An 18857-nucleotide genomic window follows, 5' to 3' on the forward strand; every position below is an offset into this window, starting at 1 on the left:
CGCTCCAGATTGTCGAGCACGCTGCCCAGGTCGGCCGGGACCTGCTTGACGTCCTTGGCCTCCTCGGGCGGGAGCTCGTACAGGTCCTTGTCGATCGGCTCCGGCGGCTCGATCTTGTTCTTGATGCCGTCCAGACCGGCCATCATCATGGCCGCGAAGGCCAGGTACGGGTTACCGGAGGAGTCCGGGCACCGGAACTCGATGCGCTTCGCCTTCGCGTTGGTGCCCGTGATCGGGATCCGGACACAGGCCGAGCGGTTGCGCTGCGAGTACACCAGGCTGACCGGCGCCTCGAAGCCCGGCACCAGGCGGTGGTAGGAGTTGACCGTCGGGTTGGTGAAGGCCAGCAGGCTGGGGGCGTGGGCCAGGATGCCGCCGATGTAATGACGAGCAGTGTCGCTCAGACCCGCGTAACCGGACTCGTCGTAGAACAGCGGCTGGCCGTCCTTCCACAGCGACTGGTGGCAGTGCATGCCGGAACCGTTGTCGCCGAACAGCGGCTTCGGCATGAAGGTCGCGGTCTTGCCGGCCGCCCACGCGGTGTTCTTCACGATGTACTTGAAGAGCATCAGGTCGTCGGCCGCGTGCAGCAGCGTGTTGAACTTGTAGTTGATCTCGGCCTGGCCGGCGGTGCCCACCTCGTGGTGCGCACGCTCGATCTCGAAGCCGGAACCCTGCAGGTTCTGCACGATCTCGTCGCGAAGGTCGGCGTAGTGGTCGACCGGCGGCACGGGGAAGTAGCCGCCCTTGTACTTGGTCTTGTAGCCGCGGTTGCCGCCTTCCTCGTCGGTGCCGGTGTTCCACCAGCCCTCGACCGAGTCGATTTCGTGGAAGGTGCCGTTCTCGGCGGAGTCGAAGCGAACCGAGTCGAACACGTAGAACTCGGCTTCCGGCCCGAAGAACGCTGTGTCCGCGACGCCCGATTCGGCGATGTACTGCTCAGCTTTCCGCGCGATGTTCCGGGGGTCGCGGCTGTATGCCTCGCGGGTGAACGGGTCGTGCACGAAGAAGTTGATGGAGAGGGTCTTCTCCTTGCGGAACGGGTCGATCCGCGCCGTCTCCGGGTCGGGCAGCAGCAACATGTCCGACTCGTGAATCGACTGGAAACCACGCACCGACGAGCCGTCGAAGGCCAAGCCCTCTTCGAAGGCGTCGTTGTCGAACGCCTTCGCGGGGACGGTGAAGTGCTGCATGACGCCCGGCAGATCACAGAACCTGACATCGACAAACTGAACGTTCTCATCCGTGATGAGACGTTGGATATCGTCTGGAGTAGTGGACACCCTCTGTAACTCCTTCATACGCATTGCCGGGGGCAGTACTCTCTTCCGGCACAAGCTAAGAGTGCGGTGTTGCCCGACAGTCACCCGTATGTTTCGCGGACGTTAACTGGTCCCCTGATCTGGGCCTGGTCTGAGCCAGCGGACCAGGGCGAACGCCGGTTTCGCCGACGGCATACCCTGGGCGGGTGGCGAGATGGACCGGAGAGTGGTTGTCCGGCGTGCTCACGGGTTCGGGCGCCGGCGCCGCGGAGCCACCGCGATGGCGAGGCGAACGTCTCGGCCTGCCCGAAAGCGGACCGCGTTCGGTCGCCGGCGGGGGTCTCCGGCTGCTCGCGCTGGTCGTCGATCTGGTGCTGGCGTCGCTGGTGACCTCCCTCTTCTTCCGGCCCAACTTCCAGGATCCGGTGACGATGGAGTCCTACAACCTGTGGTCCGTCGTCGTCTGGGCGGTGATCACCGTCGTTCCGGTCTCTCTCTTCGGCTCCACGCCGGGCATGGCGGCCACCGGTATCCGGGTGGGGAGGCTCGACGGTGCGTCGATGGTCGGGGTGTGGCGGGCGCTCGTGCGAGCCGCGCTGACCTTCCTGATCATCCCCGCGATCGTCCGCAACGCCGACGGCCGCAGCTGGCTTGATCGGCTGACCGGCACGGTCGTGGTCCGGCTGCGCTAGGTCAGCGGCGGCGGATGGTGCGCTGCACGTTGCGCATCTTGGCGCCCTGGGGCATCGGGCCCTTCGGCAGTGCGGCGCCCCGGTTGCCCAGCGCCGCGAGCTTGGCCTCGAGTGCGTCGACCTGGGCCGGCTTGAGGTTGCGCGGAAGCTTCATCAGATGCTGCTGGATGCGGCGCAGCGGGACTTGGCCCTCGTCGTTGCCGATCACGATGTCGTAGATCGGGGTCTCGCCGACGAGCCGGGCGACCCGCTTCTTCTCCTGGGCGACCAGGTTCTTCACCCGATGGGGAGCACCCTCACCGACCAGGATGACGCCCGGCGCGCCGAGTACCCGGTGCACGGCGTCGAGCTGGGTCGTCGCCGCGACCGTCTGGGTCACCCGCCATTTGCCGCGGAGGTTGTCCAGTGCCCAGCCCGCGGCGCCCGGCTGCCCATCGGCCTTCGCGAACACGGTGCGCTGCACCCGCCGCCCGAAGACGACCAACGCCAGCAGCGCGCCGAGGATTATGCCTAGCGGGAGCAGCACCCACAGGAGGCCGAGGAGGAACCCGACCCCGAACACCACACCCGCGACGACCAGGAAGGTGCCGGCCATGATCGGGATGAGCGCCTTGTCCTCGCGGCGCTGCATCTTGAACGCCTCGAAGATCTGGGCACGCCGGGCCCTGCTGGCGGCGCGCTTGTCCCGCTTGGCCTGCTTGGCAGCTTCCTTGTCCTGCTTTCCCGCCATATACCCCAGGATACGGCGGGGTGGGCAGCCGAGAAGTTGTCGGCCCCCTCTGCGAGGATGCGGGGGTGGCGAGCGCACCTTCGACGAAGGCCGGGGAAGATCTGCTGGCCGGTCTGGATCCCGAGCAGCGCGCCGCGGCGAGCGCGCACCGGGGACCGGTTTGCGTACTGGCCGGTGCCGGTACCGGCAAGACCCGGACGATCACCCACCGCATCGCGCACCTCATCCGGTCCGGCCACGTCTCGGCCGGGCAGGTCCTCGCGGTCACCTTCACCGCGCGTGCCGCGGGCGAGATGCGGACCCGGCTACGTGCGCTGGGCGTCGACGGTGCGCAGGCACTCACCTTCCACGCGGCCGCCCGTCGGCAGCTGCGGTATTTCTGGCCGAGGGTCGTCGGCGACCGGCCCTGGGATCTGCTCGAAGGCAAGCTCCGGTTCGTCGGCCAGGCGGCCCACCGGACGGGTCTCGGCACGGACGCCGAAATCCTGCGCGACCTGGCTACTGAGATCGAATGGGCGAAGGCCTCGCTGATCGCGCCGGACGACTATCCGGCAACGGCCACCCGGCTGCAGCGCGTCATCGCGGCGCCCACCGCACAGGTCGCCGAGGTGTACCGCGCCTACGAGAAGGTCAAGAACTCGGCGCGGGTGCTCGACTTCGACGACCTGCTCCTGCACACGACGGCAGCCCTGGAAGAACACGGAGACGTCGCGCGCGAGTTCCGCGACCGGTACCGCTGCTTCGTCGTGGACGAATACCAGGACGTGACCCCGCTGCAACAGCGGTTGCTGGACGCCTGGCTGGGCGGGCGCGACGACCTGACCGTGGTGGGTGACGCGAACCAGACCATCTATTCGTTCGGTGGTGCCTCGCCGAAGCCCCTGCTGGAGTTCACCCGCAGGTTCCCGGAAGCCACCGTCGTCCGGCTCGAGCGGGACTACCGGTCGACTCCGCAGGTGTCGGAGCTGGCCAACCGGGTGATCAGCGCCGCGCGTAACCGCCCGGCCGGCTCGCGGTTGCGCCTGATCGGTCAGCGCCGCGATGGGCCAGAGCCCCGCTTCGCCGAGTTCGAGGACGAGCCGACCGAGGCCGGTGCCGTGGTCGCCCGTGTTCGCCAGCTGCTCGACTCAGGGGTCGCCGCCAGCGAAATCGCCATCCTGTATCGCGTCAACGCACAGTCGGAAACCTTCGAGCAAGCGCTTGCGGATGCTGGCATCGCCTACCTCGTGCGCGGTGGGGAACGGTTCTTCGACCGGCGTGAGGTACGGCAGGCGATGATCGCGCTACGCACGGCCGCGGCGGAACCGCCGGCCGGCGATCTGGTTCCGGCGGTGCGGAGGGCGCTGGTCCAGGTCGGCCTGACCGACCAGCCGCCGGCCGGTGGCGCGGCCCGGGAGCGCTGGGACGCGCTGCTCGCCCTCGTCGAGGTGGCCGAGGAGCTTGCTTCCACCGTCGAGGGCGCGGATCTGCCGCGGTACGTCGCCGAACTCGAGCAGCGTGCCGCCGCACAGCATCCGCCGACGGTGGAGGGCGTCACGCTGGCATCCCTGCACGCCGCCAAGGGGCTGGAGTGGGACGCCGTGTTCCTGGTCGGGCTCGCCGAGGGGATCCTGCCGATCCAGCACGCGGACGGCGACGAGGCCGCCGTCGAGGAGGAGCGAAGGCTCTTCTATGTCGGCGTCACGCGGGCTCGTGAACACCTGTGGTTGTCGTGGTCGCTGTCGCGGCATCCGGGCGGCCGGCGTCACCGGAGGCGAAGCCGGTTCCTGTACGGGCTGCTGCCGGAGCATCATCCGGACGCGAGGGTGCCCCGTGGCCGCCAGAAGGAGAGCCACGCGAACCCCCGGTGCCGGGTCTGTGGAGCGCCGCTGCTGGACACCATGGAGATCAAGCTGACCCGGTGTGGCCGGTGTCCGTCCAATGTGGACGAGGAACTGCTGGCGCGGCTCAAGGAGTGGCGAATCGGCCGGGCGCGCGAACTCAGGGTGCCGCCCTTCGTGGTGTTCACCGACGCCACCCTGATCGCCATCGCCGAACAGCGCCCGGCCGACCAGGGCGGGCTCGTCGCGATTTCCGGGATCGGTCCGACCAAGGTCGAGCGCTTCGGCGCGGACGTGCTGGCCGTGGTCCGTGGCGAGCACGGTTGACCGCGCCGATCGGGCCGTTCGTGCGGCGTAACCGCTGCTCAGGGGCGATCTTCGTGGCTTGGAAAATTCTTGTGGAAAATGAGTTGCCCAGGTGTGGCCTGGGGCAATAGCCTGCAGAGGCCGGGTGAGGATCGCCCGCTGGGGTTGAGGCCGCCGACTGTCGGTGGTGAGCGTAGTACGGGAAGGAGGTGCTGGGACGTGAAGATTTGTCTGACGATCGATAGCCCTGGCACCGCGCCGTTCTGCGCCATGCCGCACGTCGGCAATGCCGGCCAGGGCACGGGTGTGTATTGGGCCGCCGAAGCCGTGCCCACCACCGGGCTGCGCCGTGTTGCCAACGGGACCAGTGTGTTCGGGCCCGCTGGCACTCCGTTGAACGTCGACCTGCCGTCTCTCAAGCAGCGTCCGATCCATGTTCCGCTACCGCCGCAAGAGCGAAGTCCCTGAGAACCCGTTCAGGGCAGAGGCTCACGAAGGCCGCGGAACCGTTCACCGGATCCGCGGCCTTCGTGTTTTTGCAGTACCCCTCCACAACCGAAACCGTTACTACACAAAGGAGAACGGGAATGTCATCGGCAATCGCCTTCGCGTCAGAGGGGGCGCTACCCGACACACTCACTGATCCGCTGGGAAGCGTAGTCGGTGAGCTGCTCGACACCGTCGTCTCGCCCGACACGGACCTGCCCTGCCGGTCCGGGGACGCCGACCTGTGGTTCGCGGAATCGCCGGCGGATCTGGAGCGGGCCAAGGTCTTCTGCGCCGATTGCCCGGTGCGGGAGGCATGCCTCGCCGGAGCGCTGGCTCGCCGTGAGCCGTGGGGCGTCTGGGGCGGCGAGATCTTCGAGCGCGGCGTCGTGGTCGCCCGCAAGCGGCCGCGGGGACGTCCCCGCAAGAACCCGGTGGTCGAGCGGCCCGTTGAGGAACAGCCTCTGGCGCGTGGGCAGCGGAGCGCGGCATGAACCGCCAGCCTATCGCCGAGATCGAAAAGTGGGACGTCGTGCTCGCCACACCGAGCGCTTCGCCCAGTACGACAAAGGAGATCAGCGAGATGTTGATGTACGAAGAACTGGCCAGAGCCCGAATACAGGAAATGCTGGAGGAGGCCCGGTTGCGGCGGATGTGCAACCGGGAGTGGTCCGTCCGCCGGCGGCATCGGATCGTCCCGTGGGGGCGCCGGCACCGTTCCTGATGTTCTGGTGAAGTCCAGGGGTAGGGAGGAAGGGCCTTGCCACGGGTTGTCCGTGGCAAGGCTTCTTCCTGCGCTGTCCGCATCCCGCGCGGCTCATTTCCCGCATTTCGACCCAGCCGAGGGTCGTGTTAGATGGCGGTATGACGGCACATACACACGACGGTATCGACTGGGCGGCGCGGATCTCAGACCTGCGACGGGCGGACGAGATCAACGCCGGGGCCCTCGCCGAGACCGCCGACCGTCTGGTGGGTGAACTGCCGCGGAACCCTGTCGTGGTCGACGTGGGGTCCGGGGCCGGCGGTATGAGCGCGGCTCTGGCTTCCGCGCTTTCCGCCCGGGAGGGCGGAAAGCTTGTCCTGGTCGACGCCGTGCCGGATCTGCTTTCGGTCGCCGCGGAGACAGCTCGAACCCGGGCCGGCTCGGATCGGGTCGAGATCGAGACCCTGCACCTCGACGTCGCCACCCCAAACCTTCGTGAGCATGTGCCGCCCGCGCAACTGGTCTGGGCCGCGGCCATGGTGCACCATCTGCCCGACCAGCAGTCCGGGCTCACCGGCCTGGCCCGCGCGCTCGGCCGCGGGGGAGTGCTCGCGGTCGCCGAAGGCGGGCTGGAAACCCATTGCCTGCCTTGGGATCTCGGGATCGGCAGCCCTGGCTTGGAACGACGGTTGCTCGCTGCTCGGGACGACTGGTTCGGCGAGATGCGGGCCACGATACCCGGCGCGGCTCGCATGCCCTACGGCTGGAACGTGGCGCTCGAGAAGGCGGGGTTGGCGGACGTCGGTTCCTTCAGCAGCCTCCTCGACCATCCCGCCCCGCTGTCGGCACCGGCTCGCGGTTACGTCGTCGATCGGTTTCGGCGGCTCGTCGAAACCGTGGGCGATCGCCTCGGCGCCGACGATCGGGACGCCGCCGCTCGCCTGCTCGACCACGACGATTCCGCTTACCTCGGCTGGCGCGAGGACCTGTACGTGCTGGGGACGCAAACCATCCACTTCGGACGGATCCGGTGACGGGGGAGTCGTGTTCCCGCTGCGGTGCCGCACGTGACCTCGCGGCGGATCTGACGGCCGCGCTGGCCTGGGTGGCCGAGCACGAGCAGGGAACCGTTCGTTGGTTGTGCCCTCAATGCGCGAGAGAGCACGTGCGCGACATCGAAGCCAAGCTTACGGCGGAATACTGGTAAAGCTGTTCTCCTTTCTTCGGTGCCGTCGAGTCTTCCAGTACCGTGGCCTGACCCTGTGCTGGTCATGCCGCCACCGCGCCGAACGCCTGCACCTTGGGGCGTCTGCGTTTGGCCGCACTCGCGAAAGCGCTGGTCAGCTCTCGCCTGATGCGGCCGGCCTGCGTGTGCAACTGGTCTGGTGCGCTGCGCAGGAGTACCACGCCCGCCGCGATCAGCGCGAGGTGGTTCATTTTCGGCCCGGCCCGGCATCCGCCGAACTGCCAGCCCAGGGCGACTTCGTCCCACCACGCGTCCACGATTCCGATGGGGTGGCCGACGAGATCGCAGATGGTCACGTTCCAGGTTGGTGGAGGCAGCGGGACGTGCCGGATCAGCGCTCGTGCGGCACCCTGCAGGTAGGTCTCGCCCATCGAGCCAAGGTCGCGCAGTATCTCGCGGACGCCTGCCGAACCACGCTGGTTTCCGGCTTCGAGTTCGGCGCAAAGTTCCCCGGCGGTGCAAAGGCCGTAGTAGACAGGCAGTGTCAAGAGCCGGCGGAGGCGCGCGGGGTCCGGCTCATGGCGCGCAACGTCCAAAGTGGCCCTCGCGACCGGGGCGTAGGGAATCCCGTTCTTGATCAGCGGCGGTGGGACGCGAGAGGTTCGCTCGAGGGCCACGAACCCTCGCGGCACCGTTCTGCGCTCCGGTGGTACGAGCACGCGCACCTCGGGAGACGGAATGACCGGGATGCCGGATGCGCGGAGGGCGTCAAGGCCGCTCACCACGGAACCCGGGCCCGTGTAGTACAACGCCGCCCGGAGTTGCTGGCGCCGGGTCGGTTCGCTGTCGCCGAGCAAAATCACGCCCGGCAACAGCCGGCGCCAGGGACCGCCAGGCCTGCACCGTGTGGCGATCGTGCTGCCCGGCATCCCTTCGGCGCGCAGTTTCGCGCTGGTCGTGACGCCGTCGCTTTCGACCGTGCGGACGGTGGCGAGTGGTGCGGGATTGGTTTGGGCCATGGGCTCCAGCGTGCCCTCGGCGTGCGCGGTGGGGAACCGGATCTCGAAATATGTGGATAACTCGGCCGTACGAATGGCGGTTTCGTTCGGAGAGCGCGTTATCTGTGGATAACCGCGGCTGGAACGCGGCTGCGGGGTAGCGCGTCATGCCGAGATGCCCGATCATCGAAATCGCGGCTTACGTGCCCGGGCCGCGTTCGATGTTGATCGGGAGTCCGCGCGGGCCGGCAGAACGGTTTGCCCGTGCGGCTCCAAGGGCCACGAGCATGCGGCGCTGTTGTCCAGGTGTGTCGGCTCGTGGTGGAGAATTACCAGGCCCGCGCGGGGCGTACTCAGTCGGCGAATCCCGGCTGCCAGTGGCGGACGATGGCGCGCGCGGGAATTTCCGCGTCGAGCTGGCAGAGGATGCCGGTGGAGCCCGCCGTCACGCGGTGGATCAGCAGGTATTCCGGGGGCAGGTTCAGGGATCTGCCGATGCGGAAGTCCTGGCCCCGTGCGTCGCTGACCCGCATCGCCTGGCGCTGCATCCAGGCACGCGTGAAGTGAAACCGCTCGGTCGCCAGGGGTTCGGTGAACGGAGCGAGATACGCCAGGACGTCGTCCGGACGCAGGGCGCTGCCGTCGCGGACGAAACCGTTGTCCCGCAGTGACCGCATCAGCTCGGTGGAACGCCCTTCGAGCGCGAGCCTGGTCATCTCGCCGAGATGGTGCGGAATCCCCTGCGGGAGCCGGGCGACGGCGCCGAAGTCGATAACGCCCAGCCTGCCGTCGTCGAGCAGCAGGAAGTTGCCCGGATGCGGGTCGGAATGCAGCAGGCGGACCCGGCTGGGCGAGGAGTAGTGGAACTCGGCGAGCAGCCTGCCCACTTCGTTGCGGGTAGCGGTGTCGCCACCTGAAATGATCTTGGCCAGCGGAGTGCCCGCCGCCCACTCGGTGACCAGGACCTTCGGCGCGCTGGCGACGACCCTCGGCACGAACACCTGCTCGTCACCCTCGAACGCCTTCGCGAAGGCTCGCTGGCTGTCGGCTTCCCCCCGGTAGTCGAGCTCCTCGTCCATCCGGGCGGCCAGTTCGACCAGCAGGGGTTTGACTTCGGTGCCCGGCATCAGCGCCTGGAACAACCTGCTGAAACGCTGCAACTGGCGGAGGTCGCTGCGCAGGGCTTCGTCGGCTCCGGGGTACTGCACCTTGACCGCGACCTCGCGTCCGTCATGCCAGACCGCGCGGTGTACCTGGCCGATGCTGGCGGCTGCCGTGGGCGCGTCGTCGAAGTCGTGAAACCGCTCGCGCCACGAGCGGCCGAGTTGCTCGGCCAGTACGCGGTGGACCTGCCGGGTGGACATGGCTGGCGCCGACGACTGCAGCTTGGTCAATGCGTCGCGGTACGGCGCGGCCATTTCGTCGGGCACCGCCGCCTCGAACACGCTCAGCGTCTGCCCGAACTTCATGGCGCCGCCTTTGAGCGTGCCCAGCACCTCGAACAGCTGCTCCGCCGCCTTGGCGGCCAAAGTCGCGTTGACCTCCTCGGCACTCTGGCCCGTCAACCGTCGTCCCCAGGCGCCCACGGCCCGGCCGGCGATGCCCAGGGGCAGGCTGGCGAGCTTCGCGGTCCTCGCCGCGGTCGTGCGGGGGATGTCCGGGGTGTCCCGGTCCTCGGTGCGATCCCGGAAGTCAGTCACGTCAGCGATTGTGCCTTGCCACCGATCCCTCTGGCAGCCGCCGGTAGAACGTACCCACCTGGGGGTGGCCCGGACAACCTGACGTCAGGGCCTGCCCGGGAGGGCACCACAGCCGCAGACGGGGTTCGGCGGCCAGGGGCGATGTTCGATGGTGCCTTCGTAGGCGTCGATCTCGATGGTGGTGTTCCAGACCGGCGGCGGGGTGTCGCCGAAGCAGAGCGCGCGGAGGATCTGATTCGCGGCCATGGCAGCGGTCACCTGGATACTGCCCAGGTCCGCGTGCTGGGTGCGGCCGGCGAGCTGGCCGGCTACGGTGGGCCACCGCGGGTCCAGTGCCTTCCGGTGAAGGTCCGCACAGCCGAGGCAGCTGCTGCGGCCCGGGTACACCAGCGGGCCCACGATGCCGAGCCCGTCCCGCACGCGAACGGGCAGGTGGGGCACGCCCTCCTGCGTGAGGAGGCGGACGAGCTCGGGCGCCGGCACGATCGCGTCGGCGAGCACCACCAACTCGGGCTGCCGGTCCCCGCTCGGCTTGCGGGTCCTGGTTGCCGGGTTCACCCGATGGAGGGCGGCGGCCGCGGCGGTTCGCCGCGCCTTGCCGATATCGGCGTCGAGGTAGCCGCTGCCGGTGTCCTGTTCCGTCACGACCCCGCTCGCCGCCACGTGGATGCCGCCCACACCGGAGGCGGCGAGCAGTGTCGCGATGGCGATCGTCAGCCTGCCGTCGCCGTGCAGCACGACGGTCGTGTGGGTCAGTTGCTCGAAGGTTTCGCGATGCCGCTGACCGGCTCGCAGCGACCACAGCCCAACCTCACCGGCCACGCGGCTGTGACTCGCCCAGGTCTCCACGACGAGCCCCAGCCGTGTCAGCTCGGTGAGGAGCTCGCGTAGTTGCTCACCGTGTTCGGCCGTGGCGAGCGCGAGCAGGTCGGCCAGCCGAAGGCTGCCGTCGAGCCGGTGCATGGCGGTGACGACCTGGGGCGGCAGGCCGCTCGCCACCATTGCGTGCCGGGGATCGAGGCCGATCTGGACCTCGCCCGGAGCGCGGTCGAAAACCTCCAGGCCGGGCCGCAACCGGGGCCGTTCGGGCAGGATGACCTGGCGTTCGCCGGTCGGTGCGTTCGTCATGAGTGCCAGGGTGACAAGGGGTGGCTAAGAATCCGCTAACCAAGAGGGCCAGTTATCCACAGGAAAACTTTGGTTGTGGATAACTTGATCTGGGTGAGCCTCAACCCTCCCGGGTTGTCGGTGCCTGGCCTTACCGTGGACGGGTGGCGAATGGACGGGTGCCCTCTCTTCGGAGCCGGGACAAGATCGAGCAGGTAGACACCTCGCGGCAGAAGATTGAAGTGCGGCGGAGCGCGCGGCGGCGGAGCACCGTCACCGCGTACCGCGAAGGCGACACCCTCGTTGTGCTCATTCCCGCGGGGATGAGCCGAGCCGAGGAACGGCATTGGGTTGCCGAGATGGAGCGCAAGTTGCAGCGCACGGAGACGAGGCGGGCCTCGCCTTCGCGTGAGTCGGACGGGGCGCTTCTGGCCCGCTGTGCGCAACTCTCGGCGCGTTACCTCGACCGGTCGGTACTCCCGGCCAGTGTCCGTTGGGTACCACCGATGCGGACGCGCTGGGCTTCGTGCACCCCGGCCGACACGACCATCCGCGTGAGCGAGCGGTTACGGGACGTACCGGCCTGGGTGCTGGACTACGTGCTGGTCCATGAGCTGGCCCACCTGCGGGAAGCCGGGCACAACGCCCGGTTCTGGGAGCTCGTCCGGCGCTACCCCAAGACCGAACGAGCCATCGGTTATCTCGAGGGGCTCTCGGCGGCCGCCGGATGGGGGATCAGCGAACTGGACACCGACGACTGAGCGCACGGATGGCGGGGGCGTTCACCGCGGGCGTGGTGGACGCCCCTTTTCGCCGGGTACTTACCCTGTCCTCGGGGCTTGCACCCCCAGAGGGTGCGTGCCGTAGGTCAGGACGAGGAGGTGTCGTCGTCGCTGGAGCCGGCCTCGTCACCGGGCTTCTTGGTGCGCTCGAGCTCGGCCATCGGGTCCAGGTCGTCGAGGTCCGTCCGGGCGCCCAACCGCTCGCTGAACTCCATCGGGTCGTCGAGGTCCTCCGCGGTCGGGACCAGGTCGGGGTGCGACCACAGCCCGTCACGCTTTTCCATCCCGTGCCCCTCACCCACCAGCTTCCACAGCGCCGAGGCGGCACGCATCCGGCGCGGCCGCAACTCGAGGCCCACCAGGGTGGCGAAGGTCTGCTCGGCGGGACCGCCCGTCGCGCGCCGGCGGCGTAGTGTTTCCCGGAGCGCGCCGGCACCGGGCAGCCGGTCGCCGACCGCGTCCGCCACGACGACATCCACCCAGCCCTCGACCAGGGCCAGCAGGGTCTCCAGCCGGTTGAGCGCGGCCTGCTGCTCGGGTGTGGTCTGCGGTTCCAGCAGGCCCGAGGACAGCGCCTCCTCGATGCTCGCCGGGTTGCTCGGGTCGACCTGGCCCGCCAGCTGCTCGAGAGCGGAGGTGTCGACCTTTATGCCGTGCGCGAACTCCCCGACCGTCGCGAGGAGCCGCTGCCGCAGCCACGGCACGTGGGTGAACAGCCGTTGGTGTGCCGCTTCCCTGGCCGCGAGGAACACCAGCACCTCACTGCTGGGCAGCTCGAGGCCTTCGGTGAACTTCTCGATGTTCGCCGGAAGGAGTGCCGAGGTGGCGTCCGGTCCCAGCGGGAGACCCACCTCGGTGGAGGTCAGGACCTCGGAAGCGAGCTGGGCCAGCGCGTTCCCCAGCTGCGAGCCGAAGGCCATCCCGCCCATCTGGCTCACCATCGACAGCAGTGGTCCCGCCGCCTGCTTGGCTTCCGCGGGCATTGCCTCCACCCAGGCGCCCGACACCCGGCGGGCGACCGGGTCGCACAGCCGCTGCCAGGTCGGTAGGGTCCGTTGCACCCAGTCGCGGGGCGACCAGGCCTCGGTGACCTTCGCGCCGGCCGGGAGGATGGTCGCCGCGTCGAGCCACAGCTCGGCGAGGTGTGCGGCATCGCGAACGGCGCTGCCGGAGTCGCCGCCCGAGCTGAACCCGATGGTGCCCTCACCACTCCCGGACAGTTTCTGCAGCGCGATCTGCTTGGCGAGCTCGTAGTTCACCGGCCCGCTGGAGCTGCCCGCCTGGCTCAGCATCTGGCCCAGCTGGCTGAGCATCTGGCCGAGTTGGCTGAACGCGTCGGCACCGGAACCCTGGCCGCCGCCCTCCGGCTCGTTTTCGCCGGGTTTGTCGGGATCGGATGCACCGAAACCGAACGGGAGATTGCTCATAACACCACCGTACGCGGCCGGAGCCCGCCGCACCGCGTCAGCCGGGGCTGGTGACTCCCAGCTTAAACCGCTCACCGTACGCTGTCTCGGGTGAGCGAGTCCCGTGAGGAAACGACAGCTCGGAGTGCCGGCACGGCGGATACGGCGCCCGCCCCGGAAAGGGTCGCGGACGCCCCCGGCAAGGGGACCGCGCCGCCGCATGACACCGGCAAACGGCTGACGAGGCGTGGCTGGACGGTCGTGCTGAGCGGCCTGCTGGTGGTCGTGTTCGGTCTGACCGGCGCTTTCGTCCGGGTTCCCTATGTGGCGATCGGCCCCGGACCGACCTACGACACACTCGGCGCCGTCAACGGCTCCCCGGTGATCCAGATCGACGGGCAGCAGACCTACGCCACCTCCGGCGAGCTGCGCATGACCACGGTCTCGCTCAACGACCAGATCACCCTGTTCGGCGCGCTCGGCCTGTGGGCGAGCGGCCGGTACGCGCTCGCCCCGCGCGAGGAGTACTTCAAGCCGGGCGAGAGCGATGAGCAGGTTCAGCAGGAGAACGTCCAGGAGTTCCAGGACTCGCAGAGCAATGCCGAGGTCGCGGCACTGCGCCACCTCGGCTACCCGATCAAGGTGCTGGTGAAGGAGGTCGTCTCGGGCAGCCCGGTCGACCACGTGCTCGAGGCGGGTGACCGGCTGCTGATCGTGAACGGCAAGCAGGTCACCCAGGAGGACGACGTGCGGTCGGCGCTGGCCGGGACGTCGCCGGGACAGCGCATTTCGATCACTTTCCAGCACGGCAACGACCCCGCGAAGACCGCTTCGATCACGCTCGCCGCCAACCCCGACTCCGGCCAGAAGCAGGGCTTCATGGGCCTTCTGCCGATCGATCGCTCGGACGTGCCCTTCGACGTGAAGGTGTCCCTGCAGGACGTCGGCGGCCCTTCCGCGGGGCTGATGTTCGCGCTGGCCATCGTGGACAGGCTCACGCCGGGCGACATGGTGGCGGGCGAGCACGTGGCGGGTACCGGCGAGATCGACGAGAAGGGCGATGTCGGTCCCATCGGCGGGATCTCGTTCAAGGTGGTCGGGGCGCACGACGCGGGCGCGACGGTGTTCCTCACCCCCGAACAGAACTGTGCGGAGGCGGCCGCCGCCGCCCCCGGCGGGCTCAAGCTGGTCAAGATCACGAGTCTCGACAGCGCGCTCACCGCGCTCGACGACCTCAAGGCCGGGAAACCGGTCCCTTCCTGCACTACGGGCTGAGGGTGGCGCGGAGCGCGTCGATCAGGTTCGGCGCCAGTTCGGGGTGCTCCACGACCTCGTCGCCCGGCTCGCCTGGCCGGCCGCCGCGCAGGCGCAGGACACACGCGCCGGGACCGTCCCGCAGGACCGCGGCGACGAGCCGGGCCTCCGTGCGGGCCGGGTGATCGGCAGCCGCCTGGCGCAGCCGCTCGATGTCCTCACTGCCGGAGTCCGGCAGTGAGGCTTCGGCGCCCGGCGGCAGTACGATGATCTCCTGCGCCAGCGCGCATCCGGCCACGGCTTCCGGCCAGGCTATCCGGCCCAGTGCATCCGCCAGGTCGCCCTCCGGCAGCGCCTCCTGGGCGACCGGCGTCAGCGGGCTGGCCGCGTCCAGTTGCCCGGCCAGGTCCGGCTGCTCCCGCAGCAACGCCGCGGTCGGCACCAGGGCGAACAGCTGCGGTGGCTGGTCCCAGCCGCCGGCGGCCACGAACTCTTCGACTTCGCGGGCGAGCGCGGCCACGGCCGGTGCCGGATTTTCGAGCGATCCCATCGGACCATCCTGACATGATGTGAAGCCTTTGTCGGATCGCGGCTCTCGACCCGATCGTGGTCGCGCGCAGGCCGGCGGAGGGCGCGGAAAGCGCGGAAAGCGCGGAGGGCGCGGAGGGCACTGACATGTACCGACATGTACCGAAATGTCCGATTTGGCCGGCGCGGGGAACCAGGGACGCCGCCCGTAGAGTTAGGTAACCAGGGGTAGCGTGCGCCCCCGGGAACGAATCGCGACGACAGGAGCGTGTACCAGTGGCCAACCGGCCCCCTGTGAGCTTGCCGAAGCTGTCCCGGCGCAGCCGGATTCTGCTCATCATCGCCGCCATCATCGTGCTCGCCCTGCTGCTCGGCGCCAGACTCCTGGACACCTACGTCGACTGGCTGTGGTTCGGCGAGGTCAGCGCGCGCCAGGTGTTCAGCACCGTGGTGCTGACCCGGATCGTGCTGTTCTTCGCCATCGGGCTGCTGGTCGGCGGCACCGTCGCGCTGAGCCTGTGGATCGCCTACCGCACACGCCCGGTGTTCGTTCCCGTCTCCGGCACCGACGATCCGCTGTCCCGGTACCGCTCGGCGGTGGTGGGCCGGATCCGGCTGTTCGGCATCGGCATCCCGGTCGTGACCGGCCTCATCGCGGGCGCGACCGGCGAGGGCGACTGGCAGCGCGTGCAGCTGTTCCTGCACGGCACCACCTTCGGCCAGACCGATCCCGAATTCGGCAACGACATCGGCTTCTACGCGTTCAGCCTCCCCTTCTACGAGTGGCTGCTCGGCTGGCTGTTCGTGGCGACGACGATCGCGTTCATCGGCGCGCTCATCGCGCACTACCTGTTCGGCGGCATCCGCCTGGCCGGCCGCGGCGGACAACTCGCGGCGCCCGCGCGGGTGCAGCTCGCCGTGACCGCGGGCATCTTCGTGCTGCTCAAGGCGGTCGACTACTTCTTCGACCGGTACAACCTGCTGCTGTCGTCCAGGAACCCGCTGTTCTCCGGCGCCACCTACACCGACCTCAACGCGATGCTGCCGGCGAAGCTGATCCTGCTGTGCATCTCGGCGATCTGCGCCATCGCGTTCTTCGCGGGCGCGTTCCTGCGCAACATCCAGCTGCCCGCGATCGCGCTGGTGCTGCTCATCCTGTCCGGCATTCTGGTCGGGGCGGCCTGGCCGACGGTGCTGGAGCAGTTCTCGGTCAAGCCCAACGCCAACCAGAAGGAAGCGCTTTCCATCAGCCGGAACATGGCGGCCACGAAGACGGCGTTCGGGCTGAACAACGTACAGTACGACGACTACACGGGCACGGGCCAGGCGACCGCGGCCAAGATCAGCGCGGACATCACGACTGTGCCGAACATCCGGCTGCTGGACCCGAACGTGCTGTCGCCGACCTTCACCCAGCGCGTCGGCCGTGAGAACTTCTACGCCTTCCCGACCAAGTTGGACATCGACCGGTACAACGTCAACAACAAGATTCAGGACTACATCGTCGCGGCGCGCGAGATCAACACCGCGAACCTGACCGGAAACCAGACCAGCTGGATCAACAAGCACATGGTGTACACGCACGGAAACGGGTTCGTGGCGGCGCAGGCCAACACGATCGACCGTGCGGTCAGCAGTGCCAACAGCGACGGCGGGTACCCGGTCGCCGCCACCAGCGACACCCAGAACCCCTCCGGGGCGGGACTCGACCCGTCGAACCCCTCCGCCCCCGGCATCCCGGTCGACCAGCCGCGCATCTACTACGGCGAGTTGACCAACGACTACGCGATCGTCGGCGGCCAGGCAGGCAAGGCGCCTGGCGAGTACGACAGTGCGGGCCAGAACAACTACCGTTACGCGGGCACCGGCGGCGTAACGATCGACAGCTGGTTCAACCGGCTCGCTTTCGCCGCCAAGTACGGTGAGCGCAACATCCTGTTCTCGGACGCGATCAGCGACGGATCCAAGATCATGTACAACCGGGATCCGCGTGACCGCGTGCAGAAGGTGGCCCCTTGGCTCACTGTGGACGGAGACCCCTATCCCGCGGTCGTGAACGAGAACGGGCAGCGAAAGATCGAATGGATCGTGGATGGCTACACCACGCTCAACAACTACCCGTACTCCCAGCAGACCCAGCTCGGCGAGGCGACCGCGGACACGCTGAGCGGCACCGCGAAGCAGGCCAACAGCAGCATCAACTACATCCGGAACTCGGTGAAGGCCACCGTCGACGCCTTCGACGGCACGGTCACGCTGTACTCGGTGGACGACAAGGACCCTGTGCTGAAGGCCTGGGAACAGGTCTTCCCCGGCATGGTGAAACCCAGCTCGGACATCTCGGCGGACCTCCGGGCGCACTTCCGGTATCCCGAGGACCTGTTCAAGGTCCAGCGTGAGCTGCTGACCAGGTACCACGTCAGCGACCCGCAGGAGTTCTACACGACCAACACGTTCTGGAACGTGCCGCAGGACCCGACCCAGGAAGGCGGCACCAACCTCGACGCCTCCGGCCTGACCCCCCAGCCCGGGTACTACGTACTCGCCGAGGCGCCCGGGGAGAACCACGCCACCTTCCAACTCACCAGCCCGTTGACCGCGCTCCAGCGGCAGTACCTGGCCGCCTGGATGTCGGTCTCCTCCGACCCCGCCGACTACGGCACGATCAGAGTGCTGCGGTTGCCCACCGCGGCCGGCGGCAGCAGTCAGGTCGACGGCCCGGTCCAGGTACAGAACAAGTTCCAGAGCGACTCGAGATTCGTGCAACAGCGGACGCTGTTTTCCAACCAGAGCGTCGCGCCCATCTTCGGGAATCTGATCACGCTTCCCGTGGAAGGCGGATTCCTTTACGTGGAACCGGTTTACATCCAGCAGCGTAACCAGAACAGTTACCCCCAGCTGGCCAGCGTGCTGGTGGCGTACGGATCCAAGGTCGGCTTCGCGCCGACCCTCGGGGAAGCGCTGAAACAGGTGTTCGGCGAGGGCGCCAGCCAGTCGGCGACCCCGCCCACCGAACCATCAGGGCCCCCCCAGAGTTCGGCGCCGGTTACGACACCGACCACCCCGCCGCCCGCCGGCGGCGGCACCAACCCAGCGCTGGACAAGGCGGTCGCCGACATCCAGGCGGCGTTCGACCAGCTCCGGCAGGCACAGCAGAACGGCGACTTCGCCGCACAGGGCCAGGCGCTGGCCGCGCTGCAGAAGGCCGCCCAGGACTTCCAGGCCGCCAAGAACAGCGCCAACACGCCTACATCCCCTTCGACGCCTCCGCCAGGAGGCTGATCCGGCGATTTCGACCCCCCGGGTACACCCCGGCGAAACCAGGGCGTAAGCTTGGTGGCACAACGCGGGGTGGAGCAGCTCGGTAGCTCGCTGGGCTCATAACCCAGAGGTCGCAGGTTCGAATCCTGTCCCCGCTACCACTGGAGAGAGGCCCGTGTCTGCGGAAGCGCAGACGCGGGCCTCCTTCGCGTTTCACCCCGGGGTCGAACCCCCAGAATCCGGGCATGGTGGGCTCCGCCCCCCTGCACCCGGGCTCCGCCCTCTTTCCCCCGGGGCGGCTGGGCACGGTGTGGGGTAGGTCGCCCTGGCATGTGGGGTGTGTCGCACTGGGGTGCGGGGAGAGGTGGGAGGCCTGTGACTGTGGAAAGCGCAGGGCCGGTCTCTTTCGCGTTTCACCGGGGGTCGAACCCTCAGGCCCCGGCAGGGAGGGCCTCGCCCCCTGCGCTCCCTGTGGGGGCTTCGCCCCCTTTCCCTTAGCTTGTTGTTTAACCAGGTTGCGTGGTGGTGTGACCCCGGTTGGTCATGGGTGAAGCCCTTGGTTGATCATGCTTCTTGTCTGGGGAAGAAGATCACACCAAGGGCTTCAGTTGATCAGTGTGCACGATGTCGGCG

At 68.5% G+C, this 18857-nt stretch carries 16 protein-coding genes and 1 tRNA gene; 10 read left to right on the plus strand and 7 right to left on the minus strand.

Annotation, left to right across the window (positions count from 1 at the left end; genetic code table 11):
- Window positions 1-1283, minus strand: a 1283-nt coding sequence (glnA, locus tag VJT49_RS11425) for a type I glutamate--ammonia ligase (RefSeq protein ID WP_324164734.1), incomplete at its 3' end; no start/stop codon positions are given.
- A gap of 185 nt (window positions 1284-1468) precedes the next feature.
- Here glnA and VJT49_RS11430 point away from each other — a divergent pair.
- Window positions 1469-1954, plus strand: coding sequence for an RDD family protein (locus tag VJT49_RS11430; RefSeq protein WP_324164735.1), 486 nt, complete (start codon window positions 1469-1471; stop codon window positions 1952-1954).
- 1 nt (window position 1955) lies between these two features.
- On the opposite strand, the gene VJT49_RS11435 is transcribed toward VJT49_RS11430, so the two are convergent.
- The gene (locus VJT49_RS11435; protein ID WP_324164736.1) at window positions 1956-2684 is read right to left on the minus strand and encodes a DUF4191 domain-containing protein; all 729 of its coding nucleotides are present in this window, start codon (window positions 2682-2684) and stop codon (window positions 1956-1958) included.
- Window positions 2685-2749: 65 nt separating this feature from the next.
- Here VJT49_RS11435 and VJT49_RS11440 point away from each other — a divergent pair, with 65 nt between their 5' ends.
- From VJT49_RS11440 to VJT49_RS11460, 5 genes are all read left to right on the plus strand, one after another.
- Window positions 2750-4831, plus strand: a complete 2082-nt coding sequence (locus VJT49_RS11440; protein WP_324164737.1) for an ATP-dependent DNA helicase UvrD2 — start codon at window positions 2750-2752, stop codon at window positions 4829-4831.
- 198 nt (window positions 4832-5029) lie between these two features.
- The gene (locus VJT49_RS11445; protein WP_324164738.1) at window positions 5030-5278 is read left to right on the plus strand and encodes a hypothetical protein; all 249 of its coding nucleotides are present in this window, start codon (window positions 5030-5032) and stop codon (window positions 5276-5278) included.
- 119 nt (window positions 5279-5397) lie between these two features.
- Window positions 5398-5790, plus strand: coding sequence for a WhiB family transcriptional regulator (locus tag VJT49_RS11450; RefSeq protein ID WP_324164739.1), 393 nt, complete (start codon window positions 5398-5400; stop codon window positions 5788-5790).
- Window positions 5787-6020: a hypothetical protein gene (locus tag VJT49_RS11455; protein ID WP_324164740.1), complete on the plus strand. Its 234-nt coding sequence runs from the start codon at window positions 5787-5789 to the stop codon at window positions 6018-6020. The genes VJT49_RS11450 and VJT49_RS11455 overlap by 4 nt, the downstream gene beginning before the upstream one ends.
- A gap of 140 nt (window positions 6021-6160) precedes the next feature.
- Window positions 6161-7036, plus strand: coding sequence for a class I SAM-dependent methyltransferase (locus VJT49_RS11460; RefSeq protein ID WP_324164741.1), 876 nt, complete (start codon window positions 6161-6163; stop codon window positions 7034-7036).
- A 235-nt stretch (window positions 7037-7271) separates the two neighbouring features.
- On the opposite strand, the gene VJT49_RS11465 is transcribed toward VJT49_RS11460, so the two are convergent.
- The 3 genes from VJT49_RS11465 to VJT49_RS11475 form a co-directional block, all read right to left on the minus strand.
- A complete protein-coding gene (locus VJT49_RS11465) occupies window positions 7272-8207 on the minus strand; it encodes a hypothetical protein (protein ID WP_324164742.1) in 936 nt (311 codons plus the stop codon).
- A 332-nt stretch (window positions 8208-8539) separates the two neighbouring features.
- On the minus strand, window positions 8540-9886 hold the full coding sequence (locus tag VJT49_RS11470; protein ID WP_324164743.1) for an AarF/ABC1/UbiB kinase family protein: 1347 nt from the start codon (window positions 9884-9886) through the stop codon (window positions 8540-8542).
- Between the two features lie 84 nt (window positions 9887-9970).
- Complete coding sequence (locus VJT49_RS11475) at window positions 9971-11014, minus strand: TOMM precursor leader peptide-binding protein (protein WP_324164744.1); 1044 nt, start codon at window positions 11012-11014, stop codon at window positions 9971-9973.
- Window positions 11015-11229: 215 nt separating this feature from the next.
- On the opposite strand from VJT49_RS11475, the gene VJT49_RS11480 reads away from it, so the two are divergent.
- Complete coding sequence (locus VJT49_RS11480) at window positions 11230-11754, plus strand: M48 family metallopeptidase (protein ID WP_324164749.1); 525 nt, start codon at window positions 11230-11232, stop codon at window positions 11752-11754.
- A gap of 107 nt (window positions 11755-11861) precedes the next feature.
- On the opposite strand, the gene VJT49_RS11485 is transcribed toward VJT49_RS11480, so the two are convergent.
- A complete protein-coding gene (locus tag VJT49_RS11485; RefSeq protein WP_324164745.1) occupies window positions 11862-13202 on the minus strand; it encodes a zinc-dependent metalloprotease in 1341 nt (446 codons plus the stop codon).
- Window positions 13203-13292: 90 nt separating this feature from the next.
- Between VJT49_RS11485 and VJT49_RS11490 the strand changes: the two genes are divergently transcribed.
- Entirely contained in the window at window positions 13293-14456 is a 1164-nt protein-coding gene (locus VJT49_RS11490; protein ID WP_324164746.1) for a PDZ domain-containing protein, read from the plus strand.
- On the opposite strand, the gene VJT49_RS11495 is transcribed toward VJT49_RS11490, so the two are convergent.
- Window positions 14446-14985 carry a PPA1309 family protein gene (locus tag VJT49_RS11495; RefSeq protein ID WP_324164747.1) on the minus strand — a complete coding sequence of 180 codons (540 nt, stop codon included), beginning with the start codon at window positions 14983-14985 and terminating at the stop codon, window positions 14446-14448. The genes VJT49_RS11490 and VJT49_RS11495 overlap by 11 nt on opposite strands.
- Before the next feature lie 272 nt (window positions 14986-15257).
- Here VJT49_RS11495 and VJT49_RS11500 point away from each other — a divergent pair, with 272 nt between their 5' ends.
- Window positions 15258-18245: a UPF0182 family protein gene (locus tag VJT49_RS11500; RefSeq protein ID WP_324164748.1), complete on the plus strand. Its 2988-nt coding sequence runs from the start codon at window positions 15258-15260 to the stop codon at window positions 18243-18245.
- A gap of 63 nt (window positions 18246-18308) precedes the next feature.
- Window positions 18309-18385 (plus strand) — tRNA-Met (locus VJT49_RS11505).
- Window positions 18386-18857 lie beyond the last annotated feature (472 nt).

The sequence above is a fragment of the Amycolatopsis sp. genome, from assembly GCF_035276945.1.
GTDB lineage: Bacteria > Actinomycetota > Actinomycetes > Mycobacteriales > Pseudonocardiaceae > Amycolatopsis_E.

Coding starts and splice junctions, on each gene's coding strand:
- VJT49_RS11435 (WP_324164736.1), bottom strand. CDS start 2,684: ATGGCGGGAAAGCAGGACAAGGAAGCTGCCAAGCAGGCCAAGCGGGAC.
- VJT49_RS11450 (WP_324164739.1), top strand. CDS start 5,398: ATGTCATCGGCAATCGCCTTCGCGTCAGAGGGGGCGCTACCCGACACA.
- VJT49_RS11455 (WP_324164740.1), top strand. CDS start 5,787: ATGAACCGCCAGCCTATCGCCGAGATCGAAAAGTGGGACGTCGTGCTC.
- VJT49_RS11460 (WP_324164741.1), top strand. CDS start 6,161: ATGACGGCACATACACACGACGGTATCGACTGGGCGGCGCGGATCTCA.
- VJT49_RS11465 (WP_324164742.1), bottom strand. CDS start 8,207: ATGGCCCAAACCAATCCCGCACCACTCGCCACCGTCCGCACGGTCGAA.
- VJT49_RS11475 (WP_324164744.1), bottom strand. CDS start 11,014: ATGACGAACGCACCGACCGGCGAACGCCAGGTCATCCTGCCCGAACGG.
- VJT49_RS11485 (WP_324164745.1), bottom strand. CDS start 13,202: ATGAGCAATCTCCCGTTCGGTTTCGGTGCATCCGATCCCGACAAACCC.
- VJT49_RS11495 (WP_324164747.1), bottom strand. CDS start 14,985: ATGGGATCGCTCGAAAATCCGGCACCGGCCGTGGCCGCGCTCGCCCGC.